This window comes from Acidiphilium acidophilum, assembly GCF_033842475.1.
In the GTDB taxonomy this organism is placed as follows: Bacteria; Pseudomonadota; Alphaproteobacteria; order Acetobacterales; family Acetobacteraceae; genus Acidiphilium; species Acidiphilium acidophilum.
In genome coordinates, this window is the sequence record NZ_JAWXYB010000018.1 from 3,403,919 (window position 1) to 3,421,423 (window position 17,505).

Annotated in this window: 15 protein-coding genes; all 15 read left to right on the forward strand. The window is 66.7% G+C overall.

Annotation, left to right across the window (positions count from 1 at the left end; all coding sequences use genetic code 11):
• The first annotated feature begins 109 nt into the window (after positions 1–109).
• The 15 genes from SIL87_RS18830 to SIL87_RS18900 all read left to right on the forward strand — a co-directional run bounded on the left by SIL87_RS18830 (position 110) and on the right by SIL87_RS18900 (position 17,497).
• On the forward strand, positions 110–1,216 hold the full coding sequence (locus SIL87_RS18830; RefSeq protein ID WP_319615681.1) for an extracellular solute-binding protein: 1,107 nt from the start codon (positions 110–112) through the stop codon (positions 1,214–1,216).
• Positions 1,213–2,097 (forward strand): ABC transporter permease, encoded by an 885-nt coding sequence (locus SIL87_RS18835; RefSeq protein ID WP_319615682.1) that lies wholly within the window; start codon positions 1,213–1,215, stop codon positions 2,095–2,097. Before SIL87_RS18830 ends, SIL87_RS18835 begins: the two co-directional genes overlap by 4 nt.
• Complete coding sequence (locus SIL87_RS18840; protein WP_319615683.1) at positions 2,094–2,879, forward strand: ABC transporter permease; 786 nt, start codon at positions 2,094–2,096, stop codon at positions 2,877–2,879. The genes SIL87_RS18835 and SIL87_RS18840 overlap by 4 nt, the downstream gene beginning before the upstream one ends.
• Positions 2,879–3,937: an ABC transporter ATP-binding protein gene (locus tag SIL87_RS18845; protein ID WP_319615684.1), complete on the forward strand. Its 1,059-nt coding sequence runs from the start codon at positions 2,879–2,881 to the stop codon at positions 3,935–3,937. The genes SIL87_RS18840 and SIL87_RS18845 overlap by 1 nt, the downstream gene beginning before the upstream one ends.
• Before the next feature lie 69 nt (positions 3,938–4,006).
• Entirely contained in the window at positions 4,007–4,801 is a 795-nt protein-coding gene (locus SIL87_RS18850) for an inositol monophosphatase family protein (protein ID WP_319615685.1), read from the forward strand.
• A complete protein-coding gene (locus tag SIL87_RS18855) occupies positions 4,795–5,640 on the forward strand; it encodes a phosphodiesterase (RefSeq protein WP_319615686.1) in 846 nt (281 codons plus the stop codon). Before SIL87_RS18850 ends, SIL87_RS18855 begins: the two co-directional genes overlap by 7 nt.
• Positions 5,637–7,181, forward strand: coding sequence for a choline-sulfatase (gene betC / locus SIL87_RS18860; protein WP_319615687.1), 1,545 nt, complete (start codon positions 5,637–5,639; stop codon positions 7,179–7,181). The genes SIL87_RS18855 and betC overlap by 4 nt, the downstream gene beginning before the upstream one ends.
• Before the next feature lie 109 nt (positions 7,182–7,290).
• Positions 7,291–8,382, forward strand: a complete 1,092-nt coding sequence (locus SIL87_RS18865; RefSeq protein WP_319615688.1) for a GlxA family transcriptional regulator — start codon at positions 7,291–7,293, stop codon at positions 8,380–8,382.
• Between the two features lie 139 nt (positions 8,383–8,521).
• Positions 8,522–9,778 carry an aromatic ring-hydroxylating oxygenase subunit alpha gene (locus SIL87_RS18870; protein WP_319615689.1) on the forward strand — a complete coding sequence of 419 codons (1,257 nt, stop codon included), beginning with the start codon at positions 8,522–8,524 and terminating at the stop codon, positions 9,776–9,778.
• Positions 9,775–10,878 carry a 2Fe-2S iron-sulfur cluster-binding protein gene (locus tag SIL87_RS18875; protein ID WP_319615690.1) on the forward strand — a complete coding sequence of 368 codons (1,104 nt, stop codon included), beginning with the start codon at positions 9,775–9,777 and terminating at the stop codon, positions 10,876–10,878. Before SIL87_RS18870 ends, SIL87_RS18875 begins: the two co-directional genes overlap by 4 nt.
• Before the next feature lie 2 nt (positions 10,879–10,880).
• Positions 10,881–11,873, forward strand: a complete 993-nt coding sequence (locus SIL87_RS18880) for a GlxA family transcriptional regulator (RefSeq protein ID WP_319615692.1) — start codon at positions 10,881–10,883, stop codon at positions 11,871–11,873.
• Positions 11,870–13,909: an NADH:flavin oxidoreductase gene (locus SIL87_RS18885; protein WP_319615693.1), complete on the forward strand. Its 2,040-nt coding sequence runs from the start codon at positions 11,870–11,872 to the stop codon at positions 13,907–13,909. Before SIL87_RS18880 ends, SIL87_RS18885 begins: the two co-directional genes overlap by 4 nt.
• Positions 13,909–15,738: a DUF3483 domain-containing protein gene (locus SIL87_RS18890; protein WP_319615694.1), complete on the forward strand. Its 1,830-nt coding sequence runs from the start codon at positions 13,909–13,911 to the stop codon at positions 15,736–15,738. The genes SIL87_RS18885 and SIL87_RS18890 overlap by 1 nt, the downstream gene beginning before the upstream one ends.
• Entirely contained in the window at positions 15,735–16,790 is a 1,056-nt protein-coding gene (locus SIL87_RS18895) for an electron transfer flavoprotein subunit alpha/FixB family protein (protein WP_319615695.1), read from the forward strand. The genes SIL87_RS18890 and SIL87_RS18895 overlap by 4 nt, the downstream gene beginning before the upstream one ends.
• A complete protein-coding gene (locus SIL87_RS18900; RefSeq protein ID WP_319615696.1) occupies positions 16,787–17,497 on the forward strand; it encodes an adenine nucleotide alpha hydrolase family protein in 711 nt (236 codons plus the stop codon). The genes SIL87_RS18895 and SIL87_RS18900 overlap by 4 nt, the downstream gene beginning before the upstream one ends.
• Positions 17,498–17,505 lie beyond the last annotated feature (8 nt).

The following is a 17,505-nucleotide window of genomic DNA, read 5'->3' on the forward strand; positions in this document are numbered from 1 at the left end:
CGGCGTTATGGTGCTACCGGGTCCGGGCGAAGTCGTTCACGGACGACCAGCTGGTGAGGCGCAGCGCCGATTTCGGTCGTAACTCGTTCAAACATCGAGGATGATGATGATGGTTGGTGATTTCACCCCGGACCGCCGGACCGTACTGAAACTTGCCGCCGCCGGCACCGCTGCCGCGCTGGCGCCCGCAACCGGCCACGCCGTCGGGATCAGTCCCGCCCTGATCAAGGGCGCCAAACACGAAGGCGGACTCAACACCATCGCGTTGCCGCCGGACTGGGCCAATTACGGCGAGATCATCAGCACCTTCGAGAAAAAATACGGCATCCCGATCAAGAACGCGGCACCCGACGACACCTCCGCCGAGGAATTGCAGTCGATCCGCTCGATGCGTGGTCAGTCCCGCGGGCCGGACGTGGTCGATGTCGGCCTGTCCTTCGCGCTCGACGGCGCGAAGCAGGGGCTGTTCAAACCTTACAAAGTCTCGACGTGGAGCACGATTCCCGCCGCGATGAAGGACCCTGCCGGCCTCTGGTACGGCGATTATTTCGGCCTGATCTCGTTCGGCGTGAACATGTCGGTTGCGAAAGTCGCGCCGCAGAGCTGGGCCGATTTGAAAAAGCCGGACTACAAGGGCATGGTCGCTCTGAACGGCAGCCCGCTCGGCGCCGGCGCGGCGTTTGCCGGCGTGTTCGCCGCGGCACTGGCCAATGGCGGTTCGCTCGACAACATCATGCCGGGCATCGAGTTCTTCGCCGACCTCGCCAAGCGGGGTAATTTCGATCCCTCGGCGGCGACCTCGGCGAGTCTGGTTTCCGGCCAGACGCCAGTGGTGATCAACTGGGATTACCTCAACCTCGCGCAGGCCAAGAAATCCAAGGCGATGACCAGGATCGACACGGTCATCCCCGCTGATGCCAAGCCCTATGGCGCATTCTATTGCCAGGCGATCAGCAAATTCGCCCCGCACCCCAAGGCTGCCGAACTCTGGCAGGAATTCATCTATTCCGATGAAGGCCAGTTGCTCTATCTCAAGGGCTTCGCCCACCCGGCGCGCTTTTCGGCCATGGTCAAGGCCGGTGCAATCCCGGCGGCAATGATGGCGGCATTGCCCCCGGCCAAGCCCTATGGCGAGGCCCTGTTCGCAACCATCGAACAAACGAAAAAGGCTCAAGCGGCCCTGACCGAGAACTGGACTAAAATGGTCAAGGCGTGAGTGCGGCAACGACACCACCGCCAGCCCGTGCCGCCCGGTCCGGCGGCTGGTTCACCTTCGTGTTCATGGCGCCGTTTCTGCTCTACGTTTCGGCGTTCCTGATCCTGCCGACCCTGATGCTGCTCGCGACTGCGTTCCTCGGCAAGCACGGGCTCACGCTGCACTATGTCCGGTCCCTGGGTCAGGGCCAGACCGTGGTGGCGTTCCGCAACTCGATCGAGCTTTCCGCCCTCGCCGCCTTCGTCGGCCTCGTGATCGGGGGGCTGACCGCCTATTTCGTGCTGCTGCCGGGCATGCCGCGCGGGCTGCGCTCGCTGGTGACCACCTTCGGCGCGGTGGCGGCGAATTTCGCGGGCGTGCCGCTCGCCTTCGCGTTCATCGCCACGCTCGGCAGCCTCGGGATCATTACCGTCTGGCTCAAACTGATCGGCATCAACCTCTACGGCAGCGGTTTCACCCTCTATTCCCTGCCGGGCCTCGTGCTGGTCTATGCCTATTTCCAGATCCCGCTGATGGTTATCGTGATCACCCCGGCACTCGAAGCACTCCGCCGCGAATGGCGCGAGGCGGCGGAAAACCTCGGCGCTTCGGCGTGGGATTACTGGCGCCATGTCGGTCTGCCGATCCTGCTGCCCTCGCTGCTTTCGGCCTATATCCTGCTGTTCGGCAACGCGTTCTCGGCTTATGCCACCCCCTACGCGCTGACCTCGGGGATCGTCGCCCTCGTGCCGGTCGCGATCAGCAATGTCCTGTCCGGCAACGTCATGGTCTCGCAGCAGACCGGCGCCGCCCTCGCCCTTGGCATGATCGGGGTGATGGTCGTGGTCATGGGTATCTATGCGCTGATCGCCCGCCGGGTGGGCCGCTGGGTGAAACGATGACGAGGCGCGGCGCCACCCTGATCCCCAGCCTAGGGCTCGGTGTGGTCGGGCTTTATTTCATCACGCCGTTGCTCGCGACCGGGGTATTCAGCCTGTGGGAGGGCGGCGACCGCTACGGTTTTGCCGCCTATGGCGCGCTGATCCACCAGCCCAAACTGTGGCAGAGCCTCGGCCTGTCGGTCCGTCTCGCGATCGAGACCATCCTGGTCGGGCTGGTCGTTCTGGTCCCCGCCGTGTTCTGGCTGAATTTGCGGGTTCAGCGCCTCCGCCCGCTATTCGATTTTCTCTCCGTCCTGCCCTTCGTGGTGCCGCCGATCGCTCTGGTTGCCGGCATGACCACGCTCTATACCGGGCCGGACTGGTTCGTCGGCACCGCCAACTACCTCGTGGTCCCCTATGTCATCCTCGCTTTGCCCTACACGTACCGCGCTCTCGATGTCGGCATGCGCGCGCTCGACCTGAAAACCCTGACCGAAGCCTCCCAAAGCCTCGGTGCCGGCTGGCTCACGCTCATTTTCCGCGTCGTGGTCCCCAACCTGACCACCGCATTGATCGGCGCAGCACTTTTGACCATCGCGATCGTGATGGGCGAATTCACCTTCGCCAACATCCTGCTGTTCAATACCTTCGCGGTCTATATCGACTATGTCGGCCAGACCTCGGCCACCGAAGCCTCGGCCCTCACCCTGTTGAGCTTTCTGATCACCTGGCTCGCGATGCTCGGGGTGCTGTTCACCGGTCGCAGCGGGCGCGGTCAGGTCCAGATCGGCGGGGCGCGCTGATGGATTACCTGACGCTCGATGCCATTGCGAAGCATTATGGCAGCCGCGCTGTCCTGCGCCATGTTTCGCTGGCGCTCCGGCCCGGCGAATTCGTCTCCCTGCTCGGCCCCTCCGGCTGCGGCAAGACCACCCTGCTGCGGATCGTCGCGGGATTCGATCATCCCGATTTCGGTCGCGTCATGCTGGACGGCAAGGACATCACCGACATTGCACCGGCAAAGCGCCAGATGGGCATGGTGTTCCAAGCCTATTCCCTGTTCCCGAACATGAGTGCGGAGGACAATGTCCGGTTCGGCCTGCGGGTCCGCAAGCAGCACGATGCCGCCCAGCGCTCCCGCGCGCGCGAATTGCTCGACCTCGTCGGCCTTGCCGAACACGCCGCGAAATATCCGCACCAGCTCTCCGGCGGCCAGCAGCAGCGCGTCGCCCTCGCCCGCGCGCTGGCGATCCGTCCATCCCTGCTTCTGCTCGATGAACCGCTCTCCGCGCTCGACGCCAAGGTGCGGGTGCAACTGCGCGACGAGATCCGCCGGATCCAGCAGGAAACCGGGGTCACCACCCTGTTCGTCACCCATGATCAGGAGGAGGCGCTCTCGATCTCCGACCGGGTGGTGGTGATGCATGAGGGCGTATTGGCCCAGGTCGGCACGCCGGCGGCGATCTATGGCGAGCCGCAATCCATTTTCGTCGCCCGCTTCGTCGGCGCGGTCGCCGAGCTGCCCGGCACCGTTGCGGACGGTCATGCCGGCACCGTGACCATTCTGGGCCGCACTGTTCCCGCCAGCCGCGCGCGGGGCATGGCGGCGGGCACCAAAATCTACTTCCTGCTCCGCCCGGAAGCCATCCGCCTCGGCCCGCCATCCAGCGCCGGGATGTTGCAGGGCATCGTCACCGCGAGCACGTTCTTCGGCGCACTTACCAGCCTGCGTGTCGAAATCGAAGGCGGCTCGGACGCCATCACCGCCGCCATGCCGAGCACCGAGGCGTCCGGCATCACCACCAGCACCAAAGTCTCGATCACCTGGGACCCCGATGCTCCCCGATTGCTGAAAGTCTGATTCCGACGAGTCTTTTCGTTCCTTTTTGCAAAAAAGTCCGCCTTGCCTCTGTCTTGACGAAGGACCGCCATGAGTACCCTGCCTGCCGGCGCCATCGAAGCCGCCATTGCCGCCGCCGAAGCCGCCGGCACCGTCATCCGCCCCTATTTCCGTGCCGGGCTGACCGCTGACGACAAATCCGACGACAGTCCCGTCACCCTGGCCGACCGCGCTGCCGAACAGGCGATCCGCGCGATCATGGCCGCGCGCTTCCCCCAATTCGGCGTGATCGGCGAGGAGTTCGGCGACCAGCGATCGGGCCGCTACAACTGGGTGATCGACCCGATCGACGGCACCCGCGAGTTCATCACCGGCCGCCCCACCTTCGTCACCCTGATAGCGCTGGTCGAGGATGGGGTGCCGATCCTCGGCCTGATCGACCAGCCGGTGATCGGCGAGCGCTGGCTGGCCGCCGAAGGCCGGCTCGATTTCACCAGCCGCTTCGGCGGCCGGATCGGGTGCCGCAAGCGCGCGCGGCTGGATCAGGCGGAACTCTCCTGCACCGGACCGGAATGGTTCGATGAACCCCAGCTCGCCGCGTTCCACCGGCTCGAAGCCGCCTGCCGCCGCGCCTCGTGGGGGGATGACGCCTACGCCGCCGGCCTCGTCGCCCTCGGCGAGATCGACGTGATCGCCGAAGCCGGCCACAAGCCATGGGACTGGGCGGCCTCAGTTCCAATAGTGGCAGCAGCCGGAGGGACGATGTGCGACTGGTCGGGCAACCCCCTCCACCTCGATGCTGAGCATGACGGCACGGTTCTGATCCTCGGCGACCCCGGCCTGAAAGGAGCCGCCCTCGCCGCTCTGTGCGCATCCCCATGCTGATCGCCCATCTGACCGATCTTCACGTCCGCCCCTTCGGCAAACCGGCCAATCGCGTGGTCGAGACCAATCTGATGGTCGAACGCGCGATCCGCCAGGTCGCCGGCTTCGCGCTGGATGCGGTGATCATCACCGGCGACCTCACTGAAAACGGTCTGCCCGAGGAATACGCCGAGCTGCGCCGCCTGCTCGATGGCCGCCTCACCTGCCCGATCTACGCGGTTCCCGGCAATCACGATCGTCGCGAGATCTTCCGCACCGCGCTTGGCCACTGGCCGGGGATCGGCGATCACCCGGATTTCATCCATTACATCGCCGATATCGGCGATCTCCGCCTGATCATGCTCGACAGCGTGGTTCCCCATGCGGGTCACGGCGAACTCTGCGCGCGCCGCCTCGATTTTCTCGAACGCGCCCTCGCCGATGCGGCGGGTCGCGATGTCATCATCGGCCTGCATCATCCGCCGTTGCTGACCGGCATTGCCGCGATGGATGCGATCCCGCTGCGATCGCCCGAACCGTTCCTGGCCCTGCTGGCCCGGCACGGTAGGGTCCGCGCCGTTCTCAGCGGTCATCACCACCGGGTCATCATGGCGCAATCCGGGCCCACCATGCTCATTGCGGGGCCTGCGATCCCCGGCCATCAGAGCGAACTGACCTTCGACCCGGCCGCGCCCGCCTATTTCTACCTCGAACCCGGCGGCTATTTCATTCTCCGCCGCGATGGCGCGCACCTGACCGCGACGCTGGCGACAATCGGCGATTTTCCCGGCCCGTATCCCTTCGCGGTGGACGCTGACTATCCGGGCCGAAAAAAAAGCGACCAGGAAGGACCGACATGAACACGCAACCCAAGGCCGAACGGCCGAACATTCTCATCATCATGGCCGACCAGCTCGGTGCACGCGCCCTGCCCGCCTATGGCAACAAGGTGGCGATCACCCCGCAGATCGACGCGTTGGCCGCAGGCGGCGTGGTGTTCGAGAACGCCTATTGCAACGCGCCTCTGTGCGGGCCTTCGCGCTACGTGTTCATGTCCGGCCGCCTCGCCTCGAAAATCGGCGCCTATGACAACGCGGTGGAATTTCCCGCCACCCTGCCCACCTTCGCGCATCATCTGCGCCACGCCGGGTATCGCACCATCCTGTCGGGCAAGATGCATTTTTGTGGACCCGACCAGATGCACGGGTTCGAGGAACGCCTGACCACCGATATCTATCCCGCCGATTTCGGCTGGACCCCGGACTGGACCGATTTCGAAACACGGCCCGACTGGTATCACGACATGAGTTCGGTACGCGACGCCGGGCTCTGCGTGCGGACCAACCAGATGGATTTCGACGACGAGGTGATCTTCGCCGCCCGCCGCAAACTGTTCGATATCGCCCGCGATGACGACCCGCGCCCGTTCTGCCTCGTCGTCTCGCTCACCCACCCGCATGATCCGTTCGCGATGACCGCGGAATATTGGAACCGCTACGATCCCGCCGCGATCGACATGCCGCGCTACCGCCCCGACCCCGCAGCGCTCGACGCTCATTCAAAACGCCTCCGCCACGTCTGCAACACCGACCGCGAACCGGTCACCGAAGCCAATGTGCGCGACGCCCGCCACGCCTATTACGCCGCGATTTCCTATGTCGACGATCAGGTCGGCAAAATGATGGAGGCGCTCACCGCCTGCGGCCTCGCGGACCGGACCGTAACCGTGCTCACCGCCGATCACGGTGAAATGCTCGGTGAGCACAGTCTCTGGTATAAAATGAACTTCTTCGAGGATGCGTGCCGGATCCCCCTGATCGTCCACGCTCCGTCCCGCTTCGGTGCCCGGCGCATCGCGGGCTGCGTCGCCTCGGTCGATATCCTGCCCACGCTGGTCGATCTCGCCGCCGCCGAGCCGCCCGCCGCGTTCGGCGTGCCGGTCGATGGCCGATCGCTCCAGCCGCACCTCACCGGCACCGGCGGGCATGACGAGGTGTTCGGCGAATACATGGGCGAAGGCGCGATCGCCCCGATCGTGATGATCCGCCGGGGCCGCTACAAATTCATCCATTGCCCGGTCGATGACGATCAGTTGTTCGACCTCGCCGCCGACCCTGACGAACGGATCAACCTCGCGGCGCATCCCGATCACGCACCCCTCACCGCAGCGTTTCGTGCCGAAATCGCGCAACGCTGGAACCTGCCGCAGATCCAGACCGATGTTCTGGCCAGCCAGGCCCGGCGCCGCTTCGTCAATGCGTCGCTCCGCGCCGGGACCTATCAACCCTGGGATTATCAGCCGATCGTCGATGCCACGGAGCAATACATCCGCAACCACCTCAAGCTCGGCGACCTCGAAAGCCGCGCCCGCTTCCCCAAAGTGGTCCACGGCGCGGCATGACCGGATGCGATCGGTCGATGCCGAAATGAGTTTCGCATTGACCGCGCATGTCTGATATAGGAAAAGTGCATAACGTAGTCACGGTGACGTGATCGGATTGGAGATCGGTATGGGTACGCAGCCAAAACCGACCCTGCGGCGGCATGAACCAAGGCCGCTTTCGGTCGGACTATTGCTCGCGCAGGATTTCACCCTTTCGGCGTTTTCGCTCTTCGTCGATACGCTGCGTCTGGCCGCCGACGAATCGGATTATTCCCGGCCGATCCACTGCCGCTGGACCATCATGTCCGACACCGAAGCCCCGATCCGGTCGAGCTGCGGTGTCGAAATCCTGCCCGGCAGCGGGCTGATCGACCCCGATCAGTTCGATTATGTCGTGGTGGTCGGCGGTATCCTGCACAATCACCCCAAAACCAACGCCCTGCTCTACGCCTATCTGCGCCGTGCCGCGGCGGCGGGGGTCAAGCTGATCGGCATCTGCACCGGCAGCTTCATCCTGTGCCGCGCCGGGCTGATGGAAGGCCGCCGGGTTTGCGTCAGCTGGCTGCATTACCAGGATTTCCGCGACGAATTTCCCGACCACGCCGTGATCGGCGACCGGTTTTTCGAAATCGACGGCGACCGCATCACCTGTGCCGGGGGCGCCGGTGCCGCCGATCTGGCGGCGGCCCTGGTCGAACGTCACCTCGGCAGCCGGCTCGCCCAGAAACCCCATCAGGTCCTGTTGCTGACGCCGATGCGCGGCAGCGAGGGTGTGCAGCCCCATCCGCCGATGGCGCACGACGTGTCCGATGAGCAGGTCCGCCGCGCCCTGCTGATGATGGAACAGAATCTCGGCAATCCGCTCCACATCGCCATGATCGCGCAACGCCTCGAACTCTCCACCCGGCAGCTCGAACGGCGGTTCGACGCCGCCCTGGGCAAACGCCCGTCCGACCTCTACCGCGAGTTGCGCCTGCGCTATGCTCGCTGGCTGCTGGAAACCACCAACCGATCGGTCACCGATATCGCGCTCGATGCCGGGTTCTCCGACTGCGCGCATTTTTCACGTCAGTTCAAGGCCCTGCATGGGCTGTCGCCCTCGCTCGCCCGCCCGACCATGCGCCGCGATGCCGCCGCCGTTCCGCCGGACTCCGGCTGGGCCGATCACGACCGGATCACCGCCGGCGCGCTCGAATGCGCAGGCCAGCGCCCCTATTAGTCATTGCGCCAATGCATGCCAGCCATGATGTCATGCCGTACCGATCATTGCCGCCGATGTCGCGAAATCTAAAGACTGCGATCGTACGACACGCCACTCTCCGAGCACGGGCTGCGGTTCTTTTGTGAAAGTCATCGCCATGTCGGACGTTCCTGCGGTTTCACTTCCTCACCTCGTTGCCCGCCGCCGGGCGGGCCGTATGCTGGAAGCGCCGTTCTACACCGATCCCGGCATCTTCCGCGCCGATCTCGACCTGATTTTTGGCCGCCACTGGATTTTCGTCGGCGTCGAGCCCGATATCGCCGAACCCGGCGACGTCATGACGGTCAATATCGGGGATAACGCGATCCTGATCACCCGGGATGACGATGGCGCGATCCATGCGATGCACAATGTCTGCCGCCACCGCGCCGCGCGTCTGGTCTCGACCGAAACTGCCACGGTGGGCCGTCTGGTCTGCCCCTACCATGCCTGGACCTACGGGCTCGACGGCGCGTTGCTCCATGCCGATCACATGGGCGATGATTTCGACCCCGCCTGCCATGGCCTGCGCAAAATCCATGTCCGCTCGCTCGAAGGCCTGATCTTCGTCTGTCTCGCTGAAACGCCGCCCGCCGATTTCGACGACATGGCGCGCGCGGTCGCCCCCTATATCGCGCCGCACGAGGTCGCGAACTGCAAAATCGCCCACCAGATCGATCTGATCGAGGAGGGCAACTGGAAACTCACGATGGAGAACAATCGCGAGTGCTACCATTGCGCGCTCAACCACCCCGAACTGACGACCTCGATCTTCGAATACGGCTTCGGCTTCGAAACCGACGAGACCGACCCCGTCCGCGTCGCGCAACGCCGCAATTACGATGCCATGGTCGAGCGCTCCTGCGCTGCCTGGGATCGCGCGGGCTTTCCCTCCACCGAGATCGGCAATCTCGACGATATGGTCTCCGGCTACCGGATCGGGCGGATGCCGATGGACCGCGACGGTGAATCCCAGACGCTCGACACCAGGGTCGCATGCCGCAAACTGCTCGGTCGGGCCACCGAAAAACGGCTCGGCGATCTGTCCTTCCATACCCAGCCGAATTCCTGGCATCATTTCATGAGCGATCACATCGTGAGCTTCGCCGTGCTGCCGCTCGGACCCGATCGCACACTTCTCCGCACGAAATGGCTGGTCCATCGCGATGCGATCGAAGGAGTCGATTACGATCTCGAAAACCTGATCCGGGTCTGGCGCGAAACCAATATCCAGGACGGCAATCTGGTCGGCCTCGCCCAGGCCGGCGCCGCCAGCGGCGGCTATGTCCCCGGCCCCTATTCCCCGCAAACCGAAGGTCAGGTCGAGCAATTCGTCAACTGGTATATCAGGCGGATGGCCGCGGGTCTCGCATGAACGCGGCCCCAGCCACCGCCGCCGCCCATTGCCTCGCCGCCCGTGACGGTCTCGCGGCCTGGACCGCCGAAGCCGACGATGAGTTGCTCTGTGTCGCCATTCACGACGAAACCGCCGACGTGCGCAGCTTCACCTTCGTGCCGCGCAGCCCTACCCGGTTCCATTACCTGCCCGGCCAGTTCCTCACTTTCGACATCCCGACCGAGCGCGGCATCGTCCAGCGCTGCTACACCATCGCCTCAAGCCCGACCCGGCCGGACCGGCTCACCATCACGGTGAAACGCCAGCCCGGCGGCATCGTCTCGCCCTGGCTGCACGACCATCTCCACCCCGGCATGACCTTGCGCGCCCTCGGCCCGATGGGCGATTTCACCTTCACCGCCGCGCCTGCCGAGCGCTACCTGTTCATCTCCGGCGGCTCCGGCATCACCCCGCTGATGTCGATGACCCGCGCCCACCACGATCTCGCCCCCGCAACCGACATCGTGTTCCTCCATTTCGCCCGCACCCCGGAGGACATCATCTTCCGCGACGAACTCGCTTTCATGGCGCGCACCATGCCCAACCTCCGGGTCATTCCGGTCTGCGAGGCCGATGCCCCCGGCGCCCGATGGGGTGGGCCGCGCGGCCGGGTCGATGCCGCAATGCTCCAACTCCTGGTCCCCGACCTTGTCACCCGCACGATATTCGACTGCGGACCGGCCCCCTTCATGGCCGCGATCCGCGCCGCGCTGCCCACGCTCGGCGTCGATCCAACGCGTTATCACGAGGAAAGCTTCGACTTCGCCACCCTCGCCGCCGCCGAACCTGAAACCATCATCGCCCCGGCCACCGGCTCGTCCTTCGCCGTGAATTTCACCAAATCCGCCCGCAGCATCGACGTCGCCGCCGATCAGTTCATTCTCTCGGCGGCCCGCGCCGCCGGCATGCGCCTGCCCTCCTCCTGCACCAAGGGCATGTGCGGCACCTGCAAGAGCAAACTGATCTCGGGACAGGTCGACATGCAGCATCAGGGCGGCATCCGCCAGCGCGAGATCGATCAGGGCATGATCCTGATCTGCTGCTCCCGCCCGCTATCCGACCTGGTGATCGAGCGCTGAGAATGAACATCGCCCGGCTCGCCCATTTCGGTTTCCTGACCTTGCCGGATTACTCGATGATCGCGGTCTCCAGCGCGATTGAGGCGCTGCGGATGGCAAATCGCTGCGCCGGGCGCACCATCTATTCCTGGAGTGTCCACGCATTGAACGACACCCCGGTCCCCGCGAGCAACGGCATGGCGATCGGCCCGACCACGGCGCTGGGGCGGACGGCGGCGCCGGATCTCCTGTTCGTCTGCGGCGGGGTCGATGTCCGCAGCGTCGTCGGCAAGCCCCACCTCGCCGCCCTGCGGCGGCTGGCCCGGCAGGGCGTGCCTCTCGGGGCCCTGTGCACCGGCACCTTCGCCCTCGCCGAAGCCGGGTTGCTCGACGGGTATCGCTGTGCGGTCCACTGGGAGGATGCGGCGTCGATGCGCGACGCCTTCCCGGCGATCGAACTGGTCAATGAATTATTCGTGCTGGACCGCAACCGCCTGACCTGCACCGGCGGGATCGGCCCGCTCGACATGATGCTTCATCTGATCGAGGCGAAGCTCGGCCGGGTGATCGCCGAACACGTCGCGGTCACCTTCATCCTCGACCGGATCAGGCCCAGCGGCGAGCGCCAGCCGATCGCGGCGGGCGACCGGGTCAGCCCCGATCAGCCAGTGCTGGCCCGCGCCATGGGCATGATCGAATCCCGGCTCGACGAACCCGGACTGCCCGCGACCATCGCCGATGAACTCGGCATCTCGCTCCGCCAGCTCCAGCGCCTGTTCCGCGCGCATCTCGATGAAACCCCCGCGGGCTTCATCAAATCCCTCCGCCTGCAACGCGCGCAGGCCATGCTTCAGGCCCGCGACCTTCCGGTGACGGCGGTGGCGATGGCCTGCGGCTTCGGCTCCAGCGCCTATTTCGCCAGCGCCTATCGCGCCCATTTCGGCTATTCCCCGCGCGCCGAACGCCAGTTGCGCGCGATCGCCGCGGCCTCGCCCCGCGCGGCGGCACTGTCATGAGCGGGGCGACCGACGCGCTGTTCCGCCCGCTGACCCTCCGGGGTCTGACCATCCGCAACCGGCTGATGAGCACCAGCCACGCCCCCGGCTACGGGCGTGATGGCAAACCGCAGGAGCGCTACCAGCTCTACCACGCGGAAAAAGCCAAAGGCGGTATCGGCCTGACCATGTTCGGCGGTTCATCCTCGGTCTCGCTCGACAGTCCGGCGGCTCCCTGGAATCAGATTTCGGTCGCCGATGACAGTGTGATCCCGTATTTCCAGCAATTCGCGGATCGGGTGCACCAGCATGGCGCCGCGCTGATGATCCAGCTCACCCATATGGGCCGGCGCACCCGCTGGGATACCGAGCACTGGCTGCCGACCCTGTCCGCCTCGCCGCGCCGGGAACCTGCCAGCCGCTCCATCCCGCGCGAGATGAACCAGGACGATATCGACCGCGTGGTGGCCGATTTCGCGCAGGCCGCCCGCCGCGCCCGCGAAGGCGGGCTGGATGGCTGCGAGATTTCGGCGGCGCATGGCCATCTGGTCGATCAGTTCTGGTCGCCCTCGGTCAATCACCGCACCGATGGCTATGGCGGCACGTTGCTGAACCGGATGCGCTTCGGCTTCGAGGTTCTGGCGGCGATGCGCAAGGCTGCCGGCGCTGATTTCGTGATCGGCATGCGGATGTCGGGCGATGAATTGTTCGACGAAGGGTTGAGCGGCGAGGAGTGCGTCGCGATCGCGGCGGCGCATGTCGAGCGCGGGCTGGTCGATTTCGTCAACGTGATGGGTGGGCAGGCGCGTGATCATCTGGCCCATGCGGTGTCCCTGCCGAACATGGCGTTTCCGGTCGCGCCCTTCCTGTATCTGGCCAGCGCGATCCGGCGCGAGGTCGAGGTGCCGGTGTTCCACGCCCAGCGGATCACCGATTTCGCCACGGCGGCGCGGGCCGTGGCGGAAGGCCATGTCGATATGGTCGCGATGACGCGGGCGCATATCGCCGACCCCCATATCGGGCGGAAACTGCTCGAAGGCCGGGCGGACGACATCCGCCAATGCGTCGGCGCGGGTTACTGCATCGACCGGATCTATACCGGGGCGGATGCGCTGTGCATCCAGAACGCGGCGACCGGGCGCGAAGCCACCATGCCGCACGTCATCGCGAAGGCGGATAAGCCGTTGCGCGTGGTGGTGGTCGGCGGTGGTCCGGCCGGGCTGGAAGCGGCGCGGGTGTGCGCCGAGCGCGGGCATGTTGTCACCCTGTTCGAACGCGAAACCACGCTGGGCGGTCAGATCAACATCGCCGCCAGGGCAGGATGGCGGGAGGCGTTGTCCGGCATTCCGCGCTGGCTGGCGGCGCAGGTCCGCAAACTCGGGGTCGATGTCCGGCTCGGGGTCGCGGCGGATGCGGCGATGGTGCTGGCGGCGCAACCGGATATCGTGATCGTCGCGACCGGGGGCACACCCAACCCGGGTTTCATCGACGGGGCCGACCTCGTGGTGACCACCACCGAGGTGTTGCGCCAGAACATGGACCTCACCGGCTCGGTGTTGCTGTATGACGGCATGGGCCAGCACAACGCCTCCTCCTGCGCCGAGGTTCTTGCGACGCGCGGGGCGCTGGTCGAACTCGCCACGCCGGACCGGATGGCGGCAGAGGAAGTCGGCACCACCAACCAGCCGGTGCATCTGCGCAATCTCTATCGGCTCGGCGCGATCGTGACACCCAATCTCGACCTGCTTTCGGTGCGGCGCGAGGATAACCGCCTGATCGCGGTGCTGCGCAACACGATGGATCTGGCCGAGGAGGAACGGGTGATCGATCACGTCGTGGTCGATTTCGGCACCCTGCCGGAGGATGCGGTCTTCACGGAACTGCGGGACCGGTCGGTCAATCGCGGCCAGACCGACGCGGCAGCCTTGATCGCCGGCACGCCGCAACCGGGGGCCGACGCGCCGGGCTATCGTCTCTACCGGATCGGCGATGCGGCGGCGGGGCGCAACATCCATGCGGCGATCTACGATGCGCTGCGCCTGTGCAAGGATTTCTGATGGCGGCTGGCGCGCTGGTGCTGCTGGCGTGGTTGATGGTGGCGGGCGTGGCGGTGCAGGCGCTGCGTCTCGCCCTGTTATGGCGGCGTGGCGCTCCGGCGCGGGTCGATTGGATCGGCGGTCTGCGCGCCCTGCCCCGGCGCTATCTGGTCGATGTTCATGCCGTGGTCGGGCGCAAGCCCGAGGCGGCGGCGATGCATCAGGCGATCGCGGGCGGATTGCTGGCGGCGACCGCGCTGTTGTTGCTGGGGGTCATACCGGGTCTGCGCGGATCTTCGTTCTATTGGCTGGCGGTGGCCGCCGCGTTCGCGGTGGCCGTACTCGGTGCGATCCTGGTGCGGCGGCGGCGGCTGCCGGTGCGGCCCGCCACATTATCGGGCGGGGCTTTTCTCAATCTGCCGCTGCTGCTCGGAGCCTACGCCCTCGGCGGGTTGCTCGCATCCCTGTTCGGCGGCGTGATCGGCGGGTTCGCCCTCGCCCTCGCGGCATTCGGTGCCATCGGGCTGATCGGGCAGCTCGCCACCGGGCCGATGCGCCATGCTCTGGCCGGGGCGGCGCATCTGGTCGCCCATCCGCGTCCCGCGCGGTTCGCGGGCGCACCCGCGAGCGGACTCGCCCCGATCGATCTGGCAGCCCCCCGTCTCGGCGTGGCGGACATTGTTGATTTCGCGTGGAACCGGCTGCTCGACTTCGATGCCTGCATCCAGTGCGGGCGGTGCGAGGCCGCCTGTCCCGCCTTTGCGGCAGGCCAGCCACTCAATCCCAAGGCGCTGATCCAGGATTTCTGCGCGTCCCTCCACCCCGAACCGGCGCGCTATGCGGGCAGTCCCCATCCCGGCATCACGGAGCCCGGCCCGATCCTCGGCGTGCTGCACGCCGACACCATCTGGTCCTGCACCACCTGCCGCGCCTGCGTCGCCGCCTGCCCGATGATGATCGAGCATGTCGATGCGGTGATCGATATCCGCCGCAACCTCACGCTCGAACACGGCACGGCCCCGGGCAAGGCCGATGCCGCGCTGGCGGCGCTGCGCTACACCGGCAGTGCCAGCGGGCTCGCACCGGAGCGGCGGCTGGATTTCGCCGCCGGGCTGAAAGTGCGGGTGATCGCCCCGGGCGAGACCGTCGATACGCTGCTCTGGCTCGGGGATGGCGCGTTCGACCGGCGTTATGGCGAGACGCTGCGCGCCCTGATCGGCATCATGCGCGCGGCGGATCTGGATTTCGCGGTGCTCGGCGCCGCCGAGCGCGATTGCGGCGATCTCGCGCGTCGGCTCGGCGACGAAGCCGGGTTTGCGACGATGGCGGCGGCCTCGGTCGCGCAATTGAACGCGGTGACGTTCCGGCGCATCGTCACCGCCGACCCCCACGCCCTGCACGTATTGCGCCAGGAATATCCGGCATTCGGCGGGCATTACACCGTGATCCATCATACGAGCCTGATCGATGAACTGCTCGCCCGCAACGCGATCACCGTGGCCTCGCCCGGCAACACCGCGATCACCTATCACGACCCCTGTTATCTCGCCCGCTACAACGGCGAGACCGACGCGCCGCGCCGGGTGCTGGCACGCCTGACCGGGGGCGCGGTCGAAATGGCGCGATCGGGCACCGATTCGTTCTGCTGCGGCGGCGGCGGCGGCGCGCCGGTCACCGATATTCCGGGCAAACGCCGCATCCCCGATCTGCGGATGGATCAGGCGCGCGAGACCGGGGCCAGCATCGTCGCGGTGGCCTGCCCCGGCTGCACCGCGATGCTGGAAGGCGTGGTCGGGCCACGCCCGATGTTGCGTGATATCGCGCAGCTGGTCCATGAGGCGTTGCGATGAACCGGCGCGATCCCAGGGCCGAGCGCGCGGCCATGATCGTCGCTGTCACCCCGCGTCTGCGGCTGGACCGCACCCATCGCGGCGGTGCGAGGACGGCACAGGCAGCCGTCACCGAAACCGGACCGGCACCCATCCGCCTCACCGATCCCGCCTTCCTGATCGCCGCCGTGGTCGAAGCTCCCGGCGGTGCGCTCACGCGGCATGACCGGCAGGTGATCGGCGCGGCGCGGCTGCTAGCCGGGAATGCGGGTGGGGTGTTGCTGATCGCCCCTGGCGCGGTTGAGGCGGCGGGTGCTGCGGGCGCTGACCGGTTCATGGCGCTGGGCGTCACCGGCTACGACCCCGCTTGTCTCGCCCGGCGGGTCGCGCGCGCGATCACCGATCATGCGCCCCGCCATGTGCTGTTTCCCGAAACCGCCGATGGTGGCGACCTTGCCCGGCGCGTCGCCGCCTTATGCGGGTGCGACCTGTTCGCCGGGGCGGAAAGCCTGACCACGCATCAGGCGGTGCGCCCGACCGGCGCGGGGCGACAGGAAATCCGCGCCGCGCCGCCATGGCTGATCAGCCTCGCACCGGATCGGATCGCCCCGTATCGCGGCAGGCCGCACGAGGTCGAAAGCCTGCCGCATCCCGAAATCGAGCCGGTATCGGGCGCGACGATGGCGGCTGAACCGCTCGCCGCCGATGCCGCGACCATCCCGCTCGATCAGGCACCGCTGGTGATCGCCGCGGGCAATGGCGTCACCGATTTCGCCGGTTTCCTCGATCTCGCCCGCGCGCTCGGAGCGACACCGGGGGCAAGCCGCGTGGTGTGCGATGCCGGCGCCCTGCCGCGCGCGATGCAGGTCGGCGCATCGGGCACGGTGCTGAACGCGGAATGTTACATCGCCCTCGGCATTTCCGGCGCACCGCAGCATTTGCAGGGCATCGGCACGGTCGAGCACATCGTCGCGATCAACACCGACCTCCACGCCGCGATCATCGCCCGCGCCGGGCTTGCGATCATCGCCGACGCCCAGGCGGTGATGGCGGCATTGCGGCGGATGCTATGAACATCGTGGTGCTGCTCTCCGCCGGGCGCGATCCGCACTCGGGACAGCCGCGCCCGGTCGGGGTGGAATTGCAGGCGATCGCACTGGCGCGGTCCCTGCCCGGCGCGATCGTTACCGGCCTCCATGCCGGCATGGCTGATGCCGCCGTGCGCGATGCGTTCGGCCACGGCCTCAGCGACATCACCATCCTCACCCTCGATCCGGGCAACGACCCCCTGCCCGCCCTCATCGCCGAACTCCGGCATATCGGTCCCGCCCTGATCCTGGCGGGCCGACGCGGCCAGGGCGGTACGGATAGCGGGCAGCTGCCCTACCGGATCGCCCATGCCTGCTCCTGGCCGATCGTGGCGGACGCGACCGCGATCACCTGCGATGGCGGAACCTGTCATGTCATCCAGTCGCTGCCGCGCGGTGCCCGCCGTCGCCTCACGGTTTCCCTGCCCGCAATGATCACCATCCACGAAGCCGCGCCGCCGGCCCTGCCGTTCACGTATCGTGGCCGCAAGGCCGGTCGCCTGCACGAACACGCGGGCATGGCGGGTCCACCTCCCGATCCCGCAGGCGAGATCAGGCCGTATCGCCCGCGCCCGAAACTGATTGGCGAGATTGCTCCGGCGGGCACGGGAGTGGTGCTGTCATCCCCGACCCCGGACGACGCGGCGGCTGCGGTGCTTGCCTATATCGAACGGTTCAGGACGCTATCGTGAGCGACCCC